Below are 15,542 nucleotides of genomic sequence, written 5' to 3'. Positions count from 1 at the left end.
CTTGCCTCTGTCCGAAGCGGCGCACGCCGACGACATCCTGGACGGCAACACACAGAATTCGGGGACGGAGCAGGCCGCTAACGCCGACGATAATGGCACTGTTTCGGTGACTGTGGGTGGGGTGGTGTTCGACCGTTCGAAGAACGGGAGTGGTGCTTCGGTCGGCGCAGTGACGTCGTCCACGTCATGGTCGCCGCCGGCGTGTTGGTATGCCCCGAAGTTCACCCCCCAGGAGTTGCAGGACTATTTGGAGCCTATCTGGGAGGCTGATTCCACGGGGTACCAGTGGGACGCCGAGCAGCGGGAGAAGTACAACGCGCTGGACGAGAAGAAGGGCTTCCACAAGGACAAGACAGGTGAGGGATTCTGGTGGGGCTCATATGTGAACAAGAGCTATCCGCCGGGCTGGGACAAGTGCGACACGGACTACTTCTGGGTGGACAAGGGTGACCCTCCGCCCGCGGACAAGGAGAACGCTGTCACCCCGGAGGTCCTCGCCGAGCTCGCCTACGCGGAGATCCGCGTCCCCGGCACGAAGGTGACACTTGCGCCGGCGGGGGCGACCAAAGTCAACCTTCCGACATGGGCGTGGCTGGACGGTGCCGAGTTCAAGCCCGTGTCGGTCACTGCATCCGTGCAGGAGATCGGTATCAGCGCGACGGCCACGGCGGAGCCGGTCTCGTTGCAGATCAAGGCAGGCACTCCGGATGCCGAGACCTACCCCGCGTCCGGAGTCTGCGAGATCAAGGACGGCCGCATCGGTGAGCCGTATGAGAAGGGCAGGGCGAATGACACGCCGTCGTGCGGCGTGAAGTACCTGCGTTCTTCGGGGCGCGGCACGTTCCCGCTGCAGGCGACGGTCACCTGGAAGATCCACTGGACGGGCACCGACAGTGCGGGCGGTGATCTGCCGGACGGTACGCTCGGCGCGACCCAGGCCGTCGTTGTCCAGGAGATCCAGGCCGTCAACCGCTGAGCCGTCCCGCCAGTCGTCAGGGCGTTAGCGGGCGTCGGGGCGCCACGGAAACCGGATGCCGTCGTTCCTTCATCGGTGCAGTGGACCGGTGAGAGGGGACGGGCGGGTGGCGGAGCGGCTTGCCGTGGACGGTGACGAACTCGGGCGCTTCATGAAGTCGCTGAAGGAGTCGTCGACTTCGCTCAGGGGTGTTCGGAAGGCGTTGTCGGACGCGACGATCGTCGGCCTGGGCACGGACGATCTCGACTCGGCGTGCGAAGCCTTCCAGGACGACTGGAAGTACGGCTCCGAGGAGATCGGCAAGCAGACGGAGGACCTTGCCGACATCATCGGCAAGAGCAAGGACAGTTACCTCGAGGTCGACAAGGCGCTCGAGGCGGCGCTGCGGGAGTCCCGCGAGGCGGTCAAGGGCGGCGGCGGGAAGTGACGGTCCCTGTCGGCCAGGACGCGTACGGCGCCGCTCTCGACCCGCAGTCGCGGGGCGATCTGGGCAAGCCGCAGGGGCTCAAATCCGCGCCGCCCATTCCGAACCCGGAGTATCCGCACCTGGGCTTCAATCCGGTGCCGGGGGACACGGACACCGTGCGGGGCCTGGAGAAGAAGCTCAGCGGTTGCGCGAAGGTGCTGCAGGAGGCGTACGACCTCGTCACCAAGTTGCTCGACGGCAGCTATTGGAAGGGTGACGCGGCCGTCGCCTTTCGTGAGCAGTTGGACGGTGGGCCGTTGCCGTTGAACCTCAAGAACGCGGCGCACTCGATTCGCAAGGCGGCCCGGCAGTTGGACCGCTGGGAGGGTGAACTCGACGACTTCCAGCGGCGGGCCAGGAAGCTGGAGGCCGATGCGAAGAACGCCCAGGACGCGGTGGATCGTGCGCAGGGGCGTGCGGATGCGGCGGGTCGTGATCTCGGTCTGAAGAAGGACGGGGCCGAGGGAGATGCCGCGGAGAAGGTACTCACGCGGGCGAACGGTGACCTCGATGATGCCAAGGCCGAGCTGAAGAAGATCATCGGCAAGGCGGAGAGGCTGGCCGAGGAGCACGAGGAGAAGGCGGGATACAGGGCGCGGAAGATCCGGGACGCCACGAAGAAGTTGGTTCCGCATGAGCCGGGTTGGTTCGACGAGGCACTCGACTGGCTGGGCGACAATCTGCCGGACATCCTGAGCTTTGTGGCGGGGGTGATCGGGGTTGTAACGCTGCTCTTCTCCGGGCCTCTGGGACTGGCCACCGTGGCGGCATTGCTCCTGACAGCCTCAGGGCTGAGTGCCACGGCTCTCGCTCTGCGGCTCGCCGATCCTGAAGTGCGGGCGTCCCTCATGGACGGCCTCACGGAAGGGGAGCTTGACGCGGATTTCTGGAGCAACGCCGTGTCAGTCGGGGCCGATTTTATGGGGGTGCTGCCTGGACTGGGTGCTGTATCAAAGGGTGCTATCGAAGCGACGGATGCGATTCAAACAGGCGCCAGGTCGCTGGATGTCTGGCAGAAGCTTGGCACTTACGGCTCGAAGGCTCTCGATGAAGCCGGACGAATTGCCGGACTGGAGAACCAGATCCTTGCGCGGGCTGTGCGCGGGCTCAGCAACCCAGAGAAGGTCGCCAAGGTCGTTTCTGCAGCGTCAGGGCTCACCGGTATTGCCACCGGAGGGTTCGGTCTGTACAGCAACGCCGTTGATGCAGATGATGACGGCATCAAGGACGGTGCTGTGGCTGGAATTGATGGCTCGCGTCTCATTATTGACAACGGTGGACTAATTAATCTGGTTCGCTACGTATTTTGATCTGCGCGGAGAGAGTGTCAAGTTGCATCCTGTGAGTAAGTCGATGGCTTGGGATAGTCGCTCAACTCGGTTGGCTTGGGCGCTACAGGTGGCGGCAATTGTTGTCGGGCTGATCGGATGGGTCGTTGGCTGGGTTGGCTTGCTTCAGATCTCCCTCTGGATGCCCAATTGGATGGTGTGGATTTTCATGCCATACTTCATCTATGGGCCGTACCGCGTAGTGATTGGGCTAAAGTGTTTATCAAATACCTTTTTGATGGTTCGGATTCTGCGCGCATATCCGTGGGAAGTTGTGCGAGATGCCCCGCGAGGGCTGACCAGGCGCCCAGAAGTAGTGAGCAAACAATATGGATGGTTCGAGTTCCCCAACCCGTCTCGTCCTGGACAGTGGCTACCGCTTGTATTTCCCAGCCATCTGCGAAGGTGGTGGTGGTGTCGTCGAATGACCCCTCTCGCCAACAGGCGTCTGAAAGTAGAGATCGAAACCCTTTGGTTCGCAGGTGACCCTCGATTCATCGGAATCGTCGCCGCCCCGCCGTGCTGGGGAGCAATTCCTCGACGGCTGAGAGTCGTTGAGCAGCGCATCGACGCACAGAGTGGTACGAGCTTCGCTGATTGGGGTGCTACACCCGACGACATTGAGCGCGGACGACGTGCTGGCGTCTACCCCGTCAATCCATGATCCATGAGATGAGGCATGACGTGAGTTCTACTGCGATCATTTCTCACGAGTCTCTCGGGGATCCTCACGCAGAACTGTGGTTCGTTGAGCCTGCGGGCTTCACGGCCATACCTCTGGATACTCTCCTTGCGGAACCAGAATCGGCCGAGGCCGACCGACTACGCGTAGCTGCTGCGCCATTGCTCGCGCAGGCTCGGACCGAGTTGGTTCGACAGCGGTACATTGCGCTCCTGGCCTCGGGTCAGCAGATGCTGGGCACGCTGCAGGAATTCGGCACAGTCCACTGCTCCCTCGGACTGCACCGCGACGACGTCGGCGGTGATGCGCAGCCGTTGCTGTCCCTCTTCACGATCACCTGGCACGACACCCCCGCGGCACCCCGGGCCGTGACCGCCGCTCGTGCCGTTGCCGCCGTTTCGTGCGGGCACCGGCGTGTTGCGTACCTCGAGTTGCCCTGTGGCCCTGCGACCGTCAGTGAGGTCCTGCGTCCGCCGGCGGAGGGCGGTCCGCTTTCCGGGCTCCCTCTCCTCCAGGTCCACGCCCACCTTCCCCACCCCGACTGCAAGCGGCTGGCCGTGCTGTCGGTCAGCAGCGCCGCGGTCGCGCGTCGGGCGGAGTACCGGGCGGTGCTGGAGGGGATCGCCGGCACCGTTCGGTTCACCAACCCGTTGGGGGCGGCGTCCTAATGGTGTTGTCCGGGGGCGCGGCCGAAGGTAGGAAGGGCGCATGACTGGACTCGGTGCCGTACTCCGTCCTCAGCTCGCCCCCGAGCGGCTGCGTGCCGTGGCGCGCGTCGCCGACGAGGCGGGGCTGGAGGAGCTGTGGCTGTGGGAGGACTGTTTCCGCGAAGGCGGGATCTCCTCGGCCGCCGCCGCCCTCGCGTGGACCGAGCGGGTGCGGGTCGGGGTCGGGCTGTTGCCGGTGCCGTTGCGGAACGTGGCCCTCACCGCGATGGAGGCCGCCACGCTGCACCGGATGTTCCCCGGCCGTGCCGTCCTGGGCGTGGGGCACGGGGTGCAGGACTGGATGGCGCAGGTCGGGGCGCGGGTCGAGTCGCCGCTGACTCTGCTGCGGGAGCATCTCCTCGCGCTGCGGGCCCTGTTGCGCGGGGAGAGGGTCACCGTGAAGGGGCGTTACGTCCGGCTCGACGACGTCGGCCTGGACTGGCCGCCGGAGCAGGGGGCCGAGGTCTTCGCCGGAGCCACCGGGCCCCGGTCGCTGCGGCTGGCCGGTGAGGCCGCCGACGGGACCGTGCTCACCGCGAACACCCCGCCCGACGGGGTGCGTCGTGCTCGGCGGCTCATCGACGAAGGACGGGCGCTGGCCGGACGGAGCGGGGACCCGCACAGGGTTGTGGTGTATCTGCTCGCCGCCACGGGGAGCGATGCCCGTGAGCGGGTGGGCGCCGAACTGGTCGCCGAAGGTGTCGCGGACGTGCCTGGGCTCGGGGTCGCGGGAGACGCGGAGGCCGTCGCCGACGCCGTACGGAGGCTGGCCGAGGCCGGGGCGGACACCGTGGTCCTGCAGCCGACGGCGGACGAGCCGGACCCGGAGGGGTTCGTGCGGTTCGCCGCGGAGCGGGTGCGGCCCCTCGTGGAGGCGCGGGCGTGACCGGCCCCCACAGCTCCTTCGACGAGCTCGTTGCCGAGGGGGCCTCCGTTCCCACCGAGGGGTGGGACTTCTCCTGGTTCGAGGGGCGGGCCACCGAGGCACGGCCGTCCTGGGGATACGCGCGGTCCATGGCCGGGCGGCTCACCGGGGCCGCCACCGCCGTACTGGACGTGCAGACCGGGGGAGGAGAGGTGCTCGACTTCGCCCTCCGCGCCGCAGGCCCCGACCGGGCCCCGCTCGTCGCCGCCACCGAGGGCTGGGCGCCCAACGTCGCCGAGGCCACCCGGCTGCTGCGCCCCCACGGCGTCCCGGTGGTCGCCTCGGCCGACGACGCACCCCTGCCCTTCGCGGACGGTGCCTTCGACCTGGTCGTGAGCAGGCATCCGGTCGAGCCGCACTGGGACGAGATCGCCCGCGTACTCGCGCCCGGCGGTGCCTACTTCGCCCAGCACGTCGGGCCCGCCAGCGTCTTCGAACTCGTCGAGCACTTCCTCGGGCCGCTGCCGGAGGCAACTCGCCGGCACCGTGATCCCGAGCGTGAACGCGCCGACGCCGAGGCGGCCGGGCTGGAGGTCGTCGAGCTGCGGGCGGAGCGGCTGCGGATGGAGTTCTTCGACGTCGGGGCCGTCGTCCACTTCCTGCGCAAGGTGGTGTGGATGGTCCCCGGCTTCACCGTCGAGGCGTACCTCGACCGGCTGCGCGACCTCCACGAGCGCATCCGGGCCGAGGGGCCCTTCGTCGCCCACAGCTCCCGTCACCTCTTCGACGCGCGCAAGCCCTGAGGCGCCCGTGCCGGCGTCCCGGTCTCGGCACCCGACCTCGGTGCCCCGGTGCCCGGGGGTCCGGGTGTTCCGGTGTCGTTCCTCACGGGGTTTCCACATTGTTATTCACCGGTGTTCTTTTCGGGTCGAATCCGAGCCGCCCGGTCGCGTAGGTTCAGACCAGGTAATTCGCGTGAGCAAAGCTACGCGCGTGGCACCGCGCAGTGGAGGGGGCTGCGCGGTGCCGGTCACGTCCGGGCGGGCGGTCGCCGAAGTCGCCCGGGCGGTCGCGATTGGGGCGGAATGAGGACTTCCGTGGTGATCCGGGCGTTGCCGGGTGACTGCGGAGAGTAATTTTGACACGCCGATGCGCGCGGCATCACTTACGAAGGGTTATGGTGGAAACCCCCCCTCGGGCCGGTCCGTATCCCCCCCCCACGGACCGGCCCGTTTTTCGTTCCCCCACGGACCGGCCCGCTTTTCGTTCCTTCCGGTGGTGTCGGCGGGATTTTTCGCCGAGGTGTCCTCCGGCTCCCTCCCCTTCCTCCCGGGCGGCGCCCCCGGGTGGGGCTGCTGTCATGAGGAGTTCACCGGTGCGCCGCCCCGTGTCGTGGCATGGCGGCGCTTGTTCGAGGGCATAACCCAAGCAGGTCGACGCCCGAACCACGGGTGTCGTATCTCAGCGGGCGGCGCGGAGCCGTCCGCCCGGGAGGCCCTTTGCACCAGCCCCACCGTGCGGTCACGGCACGGGAGACGCGGCGGAGGGCCGGTCCGCGGCCCGCGCCAGTGCAGGGCGGCCCTCACGGTCTGCGCGACAGGCCCCGGACCGGTCGGCTCGGCCGGACCGGCCGGCTCGTTCCCGCCCTCCCGGCCCCGTTCCACTCCGTCGCTCCCCGACCTCTTCCGAGGGGGTACGTCCTTCCGTGGTGACCAGCACAAAGCGCCACAAGCCCGACAGGCGCACCTACGTTCTCGACACCAGCGTCCTGCTGGCCGACCCGAACGCCCTGAACCGCTTCGACGAGCACGAGGTCGTGCTCCCCATCGTCGTGGTGACGGAGTTGGAGGCCAAACGGCACCATCCCGAGCTCGGGTACTTCGCCCGGCAGGCCCTGCGCCTGCTCGACGAGTTCCGGGTGCGGCACGGTCGCCTCGACGCCCCCATCCCGATCGGGGACCTGGGCGGCACCGTCCGCGTCGAGCTCAACCACTCGGACCCCAGCGTGCTGCCCACCGGCTACCGCCTGGGGGACAACGACTCCCGCATCCTCGCGGTCGCCCGGAACCTGCAGGCCGAGGGGTTCGACGTCACCGTCGTGTCGAAGGACCTGCCGCTCAGGATCAAGGCGTCGTCCGTGGGCCTCCTCGCCGAGGAGTACCGGGCCGAGCTGGCCATCACGGACGCCTCCGGCTGGACCGGGATGTCCGAACTCACCCTGCCGGGCGAGCAGGTGGACGTGCTCTTCGAGGAGGGCCGGATCCACGTCCCCGAGGCCGCCGAGCTGCCCGTGCACACCGGGCTGACCATCCAGTCCGAGCGCGGCAAGGCCCTCGGCCGGGTCACGCCCGACGGCAGCGTCCGGCTGGTGCGCGGCGACCGGGAGGCGTTCGGCATCAAGGGCCGCAGCGCCGAGCAGCGGATCGCGCTCGACCTCCTCCTCGACCCGGACGTCGGGATCGTGTCGCTCGGCGGCCGGGCCGGCACCGGCAAGTCGGCGCTCGCGCTGTGCGCCGGGCTGGAGGCGGTGCTCGAACGGCGGCAGCACCAGAAGGTGATGGTCTTCCGTCCGCTGTACGCGGTGGGCGGGCAGGAGCTCGGCTATCTGCCCGGCTCCGAGGCCGAGAAGATGAGCCCCTGGGCGCAGGCGGTCTTCGACACGCTGTCGGCCGTCACCAGCCGCGAGGTCATCGAGGAGGTGACCGCCCGCGGGATGCTGGAGGTGCTGCCGCTCACCCACATCCGGGGGCGCTCGCTGCACGACGCGTTCGTCATCGTCGACGAGGCCCAGTCGCTCGAGCGCAACGTCCTGCTGACCGTGCTGTCCCGGATCGGGGCCGACTCGCGGGTCGTCCTCACCCATGACGTGGCCCAGCGGGACAACCTCAGGGTCGGCCGGTACGACGGAGTGGTGGCCGTCATCGAGAAGCTGAAGGGGCATCCGCTCTTCGCGCACGTCACCCTGACGCGCTCCGAGCGGTCCCAGATCGCCGCGCTCGTGACCGAAATGCTGGAGGACGGGCACATCTGATCCGTCTGTCACCCGTCCGGGCCGTTTGGCGCCCGTACGGGAACTCCGACCCGGTCAGGGCCGGTTACCCGTCAGTTCGGCGCCGTCCGGAAAGGCCCAGAGCCTAGCCGGGCGGCGCCTCGGTGTGTGCGGATTTCCGTGAATCCCCTGGGCCAAACGAGATGTGAGCTTTCACACGCAACACAGAATTGCCTCACCCCGCCGGGTTACGGCAGAGTCTCATTCCTGTCAGGCCCCGCATACGACACAGCCGTGCCCCCAGCGGTACGGCGCCCCAGAAGCACCAGAGCCAACTCCATAGTCGAGTCGTATGCCGCCCGAGCACCACGCGGCGCTCCCCGCAGGGGAGTTGTCCACCGGGCCCGTGCCTCCCGTGACCCGTAGTTGGGGAGGCCAGTGCCAGGGGCACGATTGCGTCCGCGAGGGTCACCGATGCGGGCGATGCTGGAAGGAAACCGTGTGAGCCGGATCTCGGTCCGGGGATTCGCAGTGGCCTCGGCCACGGCGGTCACCGCCGTCGGAAGCGTCGTCGGAGTTGCCTCGGGCAGCGTCGCGCAGAACAACGACGACGCGGAGGCGACGGCAGCAGGCACGACGCTGCTCGCCGACATCCCCATGGGTGAGCAGGCGCAGGTACAGACCGCGTCCCTGACGCATCAGGCCGACGTGCAGGCCATCGCCGCGGACGCGAGCGCCAAGAAGGACGCCGAGGAGGCGGCCCGCAAGGCAGCCGCCCAGACCGCCGTGGCCAAGCAGGAGAAGGCCAGGAAGGCGGCCGAGGAGGCCAAGGAGCGCGAGGCGGAGAAGAAGGCCGCCGCCAGCCGCGACGCCCAGCGCGACGCCAGCACCTTCGCCGTCCAGAGCTCCTACAGCACCAGCCAGATCCAGGCGATGGCCCGTCAGATGGTGCCCAGCGGCCAGTTCCAGTGCTTCAGCAACATCGTGAACCACGAGTCGAGCTGGAACTACCAGGCGGTCAACCCCTCCTCCGGCGCCTACGGCCTCTTCCAGGCGCTCCCGGCGGGCAAGTACGCCTCGGCGGGCGCCGACTGGCGGACCAACCCGGCCACCCAGATCAAGTGGGGCCTCAGCTACATGGACAACCGCTACGGCAGCCCGTGCGACGCCTGGGCCTTCTGGCAGGCCAACCACTGGTACTGAGCCCCGGCTCCGGACCCCGGTCCGCGCTCAACCTCGCGCAGCCCCTCGCCGTCCTACGGTGAGGGGCTTTCGCGCTCCCGGCATGTACGGTCGGACCGGAACGACTCCAGGGGGGAGTGGTGGGGAAAGACGGGGGAAGAGGACGGATCATGTCACGAGTGCCAGGGTGGCTCGGCCGGCTCGGCGCCGGACTGACGCACATGAGCGAGCGGTTGGAACAGCGTCGGCAGGAGGCGCGGCGGCACGACGCCGACGACGGGCCGGAGCCGGTCCCCGACCACGTGCCGCCCTCCGGGGAGGACCTGGCCGAGGAAGGCGCCGAGGACCACTTCGCCGCACACCACACCGTCGCCGTCGACAACCGCCCCGACCCGGCGCAGGCCGTGCCGTGGGGCGTACGGGTGGCCGCGGAGGCCGGGTGGCGGCTGCTGGTGCTCGCGGGCACCGTGTGGGTGCTGACGCGCATCATCAGCGCCGTACAACTGCTGGTGCTGGCGTTCGTGGCCGCGCTGCTGATCACCGCGCTGCTTCAGCCCGCCGTGTCCTGGCTGCGCCGGCACGGGGTGCCCCGGGGACCGGCCACCGCACTGACGGCGGTGCTCGGCTTCGTGGTGATGGGCCTCATCGGCTGGTTCGTGACCTGGCAGGTCATGGAGAACATCGACAACCTCTCCGACCAGGTCCAGGACGGCATCGACGAACTGCGCAACTGGCTGCTGAACAGCCCCTTCCACGTCACCGACAAGCAGATCAACGAGGTCGCCAAGAGCCTGCGCGACGCGGTCGGGGCCAACACCGACCAGATAACGTCGGCGGGACTCGAGGGTGTCACGGTCGTCGTCGAGGCGCTCACCGGCATCCTGCTGGCCGCCTTCTCGACGCTCTTCCTGCTCTACGACGGCAGGCGCATCTGGCAGTGGGCGCTCAAGCTGGTGCCCGCGGCCGCCCGCCCGGGTGTGGCCGGGGCCGGTCCGCGCGCCTGGCGGACGCTGACCGCCTACGTGCGCGGCACGGTGATCGTCGCGCTGATCGACGCCATCTTCATCGGCCTCGGCATCTACTTCCTCGACGTGCCGATGGCCGTCCCGCTGGCCGTGTTCATCTTCCTGTTCGCCTTCATCCCGCTCGTCGGCGCCGTGGTGTCGGGCGCGCTCGCGGTCGTCGTGGCGCTGGTGACGCAGGGCGTGTTCGCCGCGGTCATGACGCTGGTCGTGGTGCTGGCGGTGCAGCAGATCGAGGGGCACATCCTGCAGCCGTTCATCCTCGGGAGGGCGGTGCGGGTCCATCCGCTCGCGGTGGTCCTGTCGGTGGCCGCCGGCGGCATGGTGGCCGGCATCGGCGGTGCCGTGGTCGCCGTGCCCCTGGTGGCGGTGACCAACACCGTCGTGGGCTACTTGCGGGCGTACTCCCGCGAGACCGCCCTGCGCAAGCAGCCCAAGCCCCACGGGGCCACGTCGAGCGACGCCGCCCCGGCGATCGGCCGGGAGCCGGCCGCCCCGGAGACCAAGGGACCCCGGCAGCCGCCGCAGGCCGGTCCGCCGTCGGACGCCTCCCCGGCGTAGCGCGGCGCCCCCGCCGGCGCCGGTACGCGAACGGGCCCCGCCCACCTCCCGGTGAGCGGGGCCCGTGCCGTGCGGGGGCGGGCTACTCGGCGGTCAGGACCGCCTCGGCGTCCAGCGTGACGCCGACGGCCTCGACCACGGCGGCGATCTTGAACGCCTCCTGGATCGTCTCGCGGTCCACGCCGGCCTTGCGGAGCACCTGCTCGTGCGAGTCCAGGCACATGCCGCAGCCGTTGATGGCGGACACCGCGAAGGACCACAGCTCGAAGTCGACCTTGTCGACGCCCGGGTTGCCGATGACGTTCATCCGCAGACCGGCGCGCAGGGTGCCGTACTCGTGGTCCGACAGCAGGTGCCGGGTGCGGTAGAAGACGTTGTTCATCGCCATGACCGCCGCGGCCGACTTGGCGGCCGAGTACGCCTCCGGCGACAGGTTCGCCTTCGCCTCCGGCTCCAGCTCGCGCAGCACGATGGGGGAGCGCGAGGCGATGGCGGTCGCCAGCACGGTGCCCCAGAGCTGCTGCGCCGGGAGGTCGGAATTGCCGATGACCGAGCCCAGGTTGAGCTTCAGGTCCTTGGCGTAGTCCGGTATGGCGGACTTCAGGGAGTCGAGGGACATGTCAGCTCACTCCCCCGACAGCAGCGCGACCGGGTCCAGGGTCTCGTCGCCCTTGCTCCAGTTGCACGGGCAGAGCTCGTCGGTCTGCAGGGCGTCGAGGACCCGCAGGACCTCCTTGGGGTTACGGCCGACGGAGCCGGCGGTGACCATCGTGAACTGGATCTCGTTGTTCTGGTCCACGATGAAGACCGCGCGCTGCGCGAAGCCGTCCTCGCCCTCGATGCCGAGGTCCCGCATCAGCTCGTGCTTGGAGTCGGCCATCATCGGGAACGGCAGGTCGGTCAGGTCCGGGTGGTCCTTGCGCCAGGCGTGGTGCACGAACTCGGAGTCGCCGGAGAAGCCGAGGATCTGGGCGTCACGGTCGGCGAACTCGTCGTTCAGCTTGCCGAAGGCGGCGATCTCGGTCGGGCACACGAAGGTGAAGTCCTTGGGCCACGCGAAGACGACCTTCCACTGACCCTCGTAGGTCTTGTGGTTGATCTGCTGGAACTCCTTGCCCTTCTCCAGCGAGACGCAGGCGGTCAGATCGAACTCGGGGAACTTGTCACCGACAGTGAGCACGCGCTCTCCAAAAGTGCAGCGAGGAAACACCCTTTTTGCAGGCGTTTCCCACGGGTTGGACGTTCATGATGTTGGCACAGGGTGCATTGATTAGTGAAATAGCTACACTCGGTCGAGTTGATCGGAGGTGGCTATTAGTGTCGGGACGGAAGAGGCAGCCCAGCCTCGCCCAACTGCGGGCTTTCGACGCGGTCGCGGAGCACCTGCACTTCCGCGACGCCGCAGCGGCGATCGGCATGAGCCAGCCGGCGCTCTCCGGGGCCGTCTCCGCCCTGGAGGAGGCACTGGGTGTCACCCTCCTGGAGCGTACGACGCGCAAGGTGCTGCTCTCGCCGGCCGGTGAACGGCTCGCGGTGCGGACCAAGGCGGTCCTGGCGGAGGTCGGCGCGCTGCTGGAGGAGGCGGAGGCGGTCCGGGCGCCCTTCACCGGCGCGCTGCGGCTCGGCGTCATCCCGACCGTCGCGCCGTACCTGCTGCCGACGGTGCTGCGGCTGGTCCACCAGCGCTACCCCGACCTCGACCTCCAGGTCCACGAGGAGCAGACCGCGAGCCTGCTGGAGGGCCTGACGACCGGCCGGCTCGACCTGCTGCTGCTCGCGGTGCCGCTCGGTGTCCCCGGCGTCACCGAACTCCCGCTCTTCGACGAGGACTTCGTCCTGGTCACGCCGCTCGACCACTGGCTCGGCGGCCGTGAGGGCATCGAGCGCTCGGTGCTGCGCGAGCTGAAGCTGCTGCTGCTCGACGAAGGGCACTGCCTGCGCGACCAGGCGCTCGACATCTGCCGGGAGGCGGGCCGCGCGGGCGTCCCGGCCACGACCTCGGCCGCCGGACTGTCGACGCTGGTCCAACTGGTGGCGGGCGGCCTCGGGGTGACGCTGCTGCCGCGCACCGCCGTGCGCGTGGAGACCTCCCGCTCCAGCCAGCTCCTCACCGCGTCCTTCGCCGACCCCGCCCCCACCCGCCGGGTCGCCCTCGCCATGCGCACGGGCGCGGCCCGCTCGGCGGAGTACGGGGAACTGGCGGCGGCCCTGCGGGAGGCGATGGCGGACCTGCCGGTGCGGACGGTGCACGACTGAGGGACCGGACGGCCGCCCGCGCGGTCCTCCGGTCCCTCGGTCCTGCCTCCGTGTGCGGCCCTACTCGGTGCGCAGTCCCTCCGGACGCATCAGCCGCAGCAGCGGCGGCAAACTGCACAGCGTCACCACCAGGACGACCGCCGCACCGATGCCGGTCATGGAGAGCACGCCCGTCCAGTCGACGCGCACCGGGGTGCCCGTCATCTTCAGCAGCACCGTGCCCAGGGTCAGGCCCACGATCATGGACAGCAGCAGGCCGAGCACGATCGGAATCGCCGTCTGCCACAGCACCGACAGGCTCAGCGTGCGGCGCCGGGTGCCGAAGGCCACCAGGGCCGACAGCAGCTTCTTGCGTTCGCGCAACTGCTCGAGCTGCGAGACCAGCAGACTGGCGCCGATCAGCGCCAGCACACACGCCGCCCCCACGAACAGGCCGGTGCGGATGGCGTCGAAGCGGTCCGTGCGCTCGGTCGCCGCCCAGGTCACGGTGTCCGCCAGCCGGTCGATGCCCGACGCGGTGTTGCGGACCAGGTCCTGCACGTCCGGCACGGACTCGTCCAGCTTGAGGTAGGCGTGGCCGTCCAGCGTCGGCGCGAGCGCGTCCGGCACCGCCCCCGGCGTGATCAGGAAGCCGCCCCGGTCGGTCCCGGCCACCAGCCCCGGACGCGCCTTCGCGGTCTTGATGCCCTGCGGCACCGTCCACGGGACCGCCCGGCGCTTCGGACCGCCCTCGTAGGTCGGGTCCGAGTACAGCGTCCGGCCGGGGGCGGCCAGCTTCGTCATGTCCTCACCCGTGTCCCACTCGGCACCGTGGACGGCGAACACGTCCCCGTCCGCGCACGAGGGCAGCGTGGAGATCTCCCGCAGCGACGCGCAGTCCCCGACGGTGATCATCGTGCCGTGCTCCGGGTCGCGGGGGCGGTCGCCCAGGTAGCCCTCGGAGTAGGCGTAGACCTCCTTCACACCCTTGGTGTCGCGGAACTTCTCGGCCGCCGCGGCCATCGGGACGCCGCTCGCCAGTTGGGCCTCCATCTGTGCCCGCGACACGTCCTGCCCGGTGGACCTGGTGTAGTCGCTGTCCACGCCGGCGAACAGCATCTGCAGCGCGATCGCCCCGGCGACGGCCACCGCGATGCCGTTGACCATGCGGGCCGCCGTACCACTGCTCAGCTGGAGCCTGCGCACGGCCAGTTGCCAGGCCACGCCGCCCGAGCCGAGGCGGGCGACGACGCTCTCGACGATCCACGGCAGCAGCGCGGTCACGCCCACCAGGAGCAGGACGACACCGCCGGTCACCAGGTACTGGTTGAAGTCGCCGTTGTCCCGGCCGTTGCCGATCATCGGGTACAGCATCGCCAGACCGGCCAGCGGCAGCAGCAGCCGCCACCACAGCCGGCGCCGCGCCGGGCGGCCGGCACGCACCACGCCGAGCGGCTCGATGACCACCCCGCGCAGCGCCAGCAGCGTCACCAGCACCGCCGCCGCCGGCACCGCCACCGCCACCAGCAGGGCCAGCAGCGGGGAGGGGTTGAGGTAGCTGGGGAACACGCTGATGCGGAACACCTCGGCGGTACCCGCGAGCTGCCGCCCGACCATGAAGAAGGCGGCGCCGAAGACCAGTCCGAGGACCGCGCCGGCCAGGGCCTCACCGGCGGCGATGCGCCGGGTCATGCGGCTGTCGGAGCCCACCAGGCGCAGCGCGGCGAGCCGCCGGTCCCGCCGCTCGCCGCCGAAGCGCACGGCGGCGGCGATGAACACCGCGACCGGCATCAGCAGCACCACGAAGACGACGAGGACCAGCAGGAGCAGCACCGGGTCGGACTGCTCCTCGCCGGGCTTCGGGTCGCCGAACCGGTCGATGCGCTCGATCCGGCCCGGCGTGATCTGCTCGGCGAGCCCCTCCGCGCCGCGGTAGTAGGCGAGTTCGGCCGACCCGATCAGCCCGGGCTCCGCGATCGTGCCCACGATCCGGTCGGGCAGCCGCTCGCGCAGCAGCGCGCCGGAGTCCGACTCCAGGAGTTCCTTCAGGGCGGGGGAGACCACCATCTCGCCCACCGCGGGGAACTTCTCCAGCCCCGGCGGCAGCGGAGCGCGCGGACCCTCGGGCTCCAGGGCCCGGCCCCGCACGTCGTCGTTGCGGAAGTAGTCGTCGACCCTGGCGACCACGAGCGTGTCGTTCGCCTTGGGCATCGGCTCGGAGGCGAAGGTGATGTCGGAGCGTGCCGCCTCCCGTTCGTGCCGGACGGTGAGCGCGTTCGGGATCGCGGTCGTCAGCAGCAGCAGGGCCACGCCGAGTCCGACGCCCACGGCCGTCAGCACGGCCCGCGTCCAGCCCTCCCGGCCACCGGTGAAGGCGAAGCGGACGCCCAGCATCAGGTCCGCGGCCCACTGGCGCACGCTCATACGGCCCGCTCCATGTCCCGGGACTTGCCGTCGCGGACGACGATCTCGCGGTCGGAGTAGGCGGCGACGCGTGCTTCGTGGGTGACGAGGACGACGGCGGCGTTG

General features: G+C 69.6%; 13 protein-coding genes and 1 pseudogene. 9 read left to right on the top strand and 5 right to left on the bottom strand.

Annotated elements, in window-relative coordinates; all coding sequences use genetic code 11:
* Window positions 1-7 precede the first annotated feature (7 nt).
* The 3 genes from IG88_RS0121585 (at window position 8) to IG88_RS38845 (ending at window position 2,752) form a co-directional block, all read left to right on the top strand.
* Entirely contained in the window at window positions 8-976 is a 969-nt protein-coding gene (locus IG88_RS0121585; protein WP_031043615.1) for a hypothetical protein, read from the top strand.
* 106 nt (window positions 977-1,082) lie between these two features.
* On the top strand, window positions 1,083-1,403 hold the full coding sequence (locus IG88_RS0121580; RefSeq protein ID WP_031043613.1) for a hypothetical protein: 321 nt from the start codon (window positions 1,083-1,085) through the stop codon (window positions 1,401-1,403).
* Window positions 1,400-2,752, top strand: a complete 1,353-nt coding sequence (locus IG88_RS38845) for a hypothetical protein (RefSeq protein WP_051852002.1) — start codon at window positions 1,400-1,402, stop codon at window positions 2,750-2,752. The genes IG88_RS0121580 and IG88_RS38845 overlap by 4 nt, the downstream gene beginning before the upstream one ends.
* Window positions 2,753-3,592: 840 nt before the next feature.
* Here IG88_RS38845 and IG88_RS43430 read toward each other — a convergent pair.
* Window positions 3,593-3,973 (bottom strand): hypothetical protein, encoded by a 381-nt coding sequence (locus tag IG88_RS43430; RefSeq protein WP_158854000.1) that lies wholly within the window; start codon window positions 3,971-3,973, stop codon window positions 3,593-3,595.
* Window positions 3,974-4,160: 187 nt separating this feature from the next.
* Here IG88_RS43430 and IG88_RS0121565 point away from each other — a divergent pair, with 187 nt between their 5' ends.
* The 5 genes from IG88_RS0121565 (at window position 4,161) to IG88_RS0121545 (ending at window position 10,778) form a co-directional block, all read left to right on the top strand.
* Window positions 4,161-5,045 (top strand): LLM class flavin-dependent oxidoreductase, encoded by an 885-nt coding sequence (locus IG88_RS0121565; RefSeq protein WP_031043607.1) that lies wholly within the window; start codon window positions 4,161-4,163, stop codon window positions 5,043-5,045.
* The gene (locus tag IG88_RS0121560) at window positions 5,042-5,827 is read left to right on the top strand and encodes a class I SAM-dependent methyltransferase (protein ID WP_031043605.1); all 786 of its coding nucleotides are present in this window, start codon (window positions 5,042-5,044) and stop codon (window positions 5,825-5,827) included. Before IG88_RS0121565 ends, IG88_RS0121560 begins: the two co-directional genes overlap by 4 nt.
* A gap of 902 nt (window positions 5,828-6,729) precedes the next feature.
* Entirely contained in the window at window positions 6,730-8,055 is a 1,326-nt protein-coding gene (locus IG88_RS0121555; protein WP_031043603.1) for a PhoH family protein, read from the top strand.
* A 459-nt stretch (window positions 8,056-8,514) separates the two neighbouring features.
* Complete coding sequence (locus tag IG88_RS0121550) at window positions 8,515-9,216, top strand: transglycosylase SLT domain-containing protein (protein ID WP_031043600.1); 702 nt, start codon at window positions 8,515-8,517, stop codon at window positions 9,214-9,216.
* Window positions 9,217-9,365: 149 nt separating this feature from the next.
* On the top strand, window positions 9,366-10,778 hold the full coding sequence (locus IG88_RS0121545; RefSeq protein WP_031043598.1) for an AI-2E family transporter: 1,413 nt from the start codon (window positions 9,366-9,368) through the stop codon (window positions 10,776-10,778).
* Between the two features lie 82 nt (window positions 10,779-10,860).
* Here the strand turns inward: IG88_RS0121545 and IG88_RS0121540 are convergent, their stop codons facing one another.
* Together IG88_RS0121540 and IG88_RS0121535 are read right to left on the bottom strand one after the other, a co-directional pair.
* Entirely contained in the window at window positions 10,861-11,397 is a 537-nt protein-coding gene (locus tag IG88_RS0121540; RefSeq protein ID WP_031043596.1) for an alkyl hydroperoxide reductase, read from the bottom strand.
* Between the two features lie 6 nt (window positions 11,398-11,403).
* Window positions 11,404-11,958, bottom strand: coding sequence for a peroxiredoxin (locus IG88_RS0121535; RefSeq protein ID WP_030145756.1), 555 nt, complete (start codon window positions 11,956-11,958; stop codon window positions 11,404-11,406).
* Window positions 11,959-12,095: 137 nt separating this feature from the next.
* On the opposite strand from IG88_RS0121535, the gene IG88_RS0121530 reads away from it, so the two are divergent.
* On the top strand, window positions 12,096-13,034 hold the full coding sequence (locus tag IG88_RS0121530) for a LysR substrate-binding domain-containing protein (RefSeq protein WP_031043593.1): 939 nt from the start codon (window positions 12,096-12,098) through the stop codon (window positions 13,032-13,034).
* A 60-nt stretch (window positions 13,035-13,094) separates the two neighbouring features.
* Here the strand turns inward: IG88_RS0121530 and IG88_RS0121525 are convergent, their stop codons facing one another.
* Together IG88_RS0121525 and IG88_RS42705 are read right to left on the bottom strand one after the other, a co-directional pair.
* Window positions 13,095-15,437, bottom strand: coding sequence for an ABC transporter permease (locus tag IG88_RS0121525; RefSeq protein ID WP_031043590.1), 2,343 nt, complete (start codon window positions 15,435-15,437; stop codon window positions 13,095-13,097).
* Window positions 15,434-15,542: pseudogene (locus IG88_RS42705) on the bottom strand (ABC transporter ATP-binding protein); the annotation flags it as partial. The gene IG88_RS0121525 and the pseudogene IG88_RS42705, both read right to left, overlap by 4 nt.

Source organism: Streptomyces sp. NRRL F-5650 (assembly GCF_000721365.1).
Taxonomy (GTDB): Bacteria; Actinomycetota; Actinomycetes; order Streptomycetales; family Streptomycetaceae; genus Streptomyces; species Streptomyces ardesiacus.
Note: the sequence above shows the minus strand (reverse complement) of the source record. Positions and strands in the feature narration are given on the sequence as shown.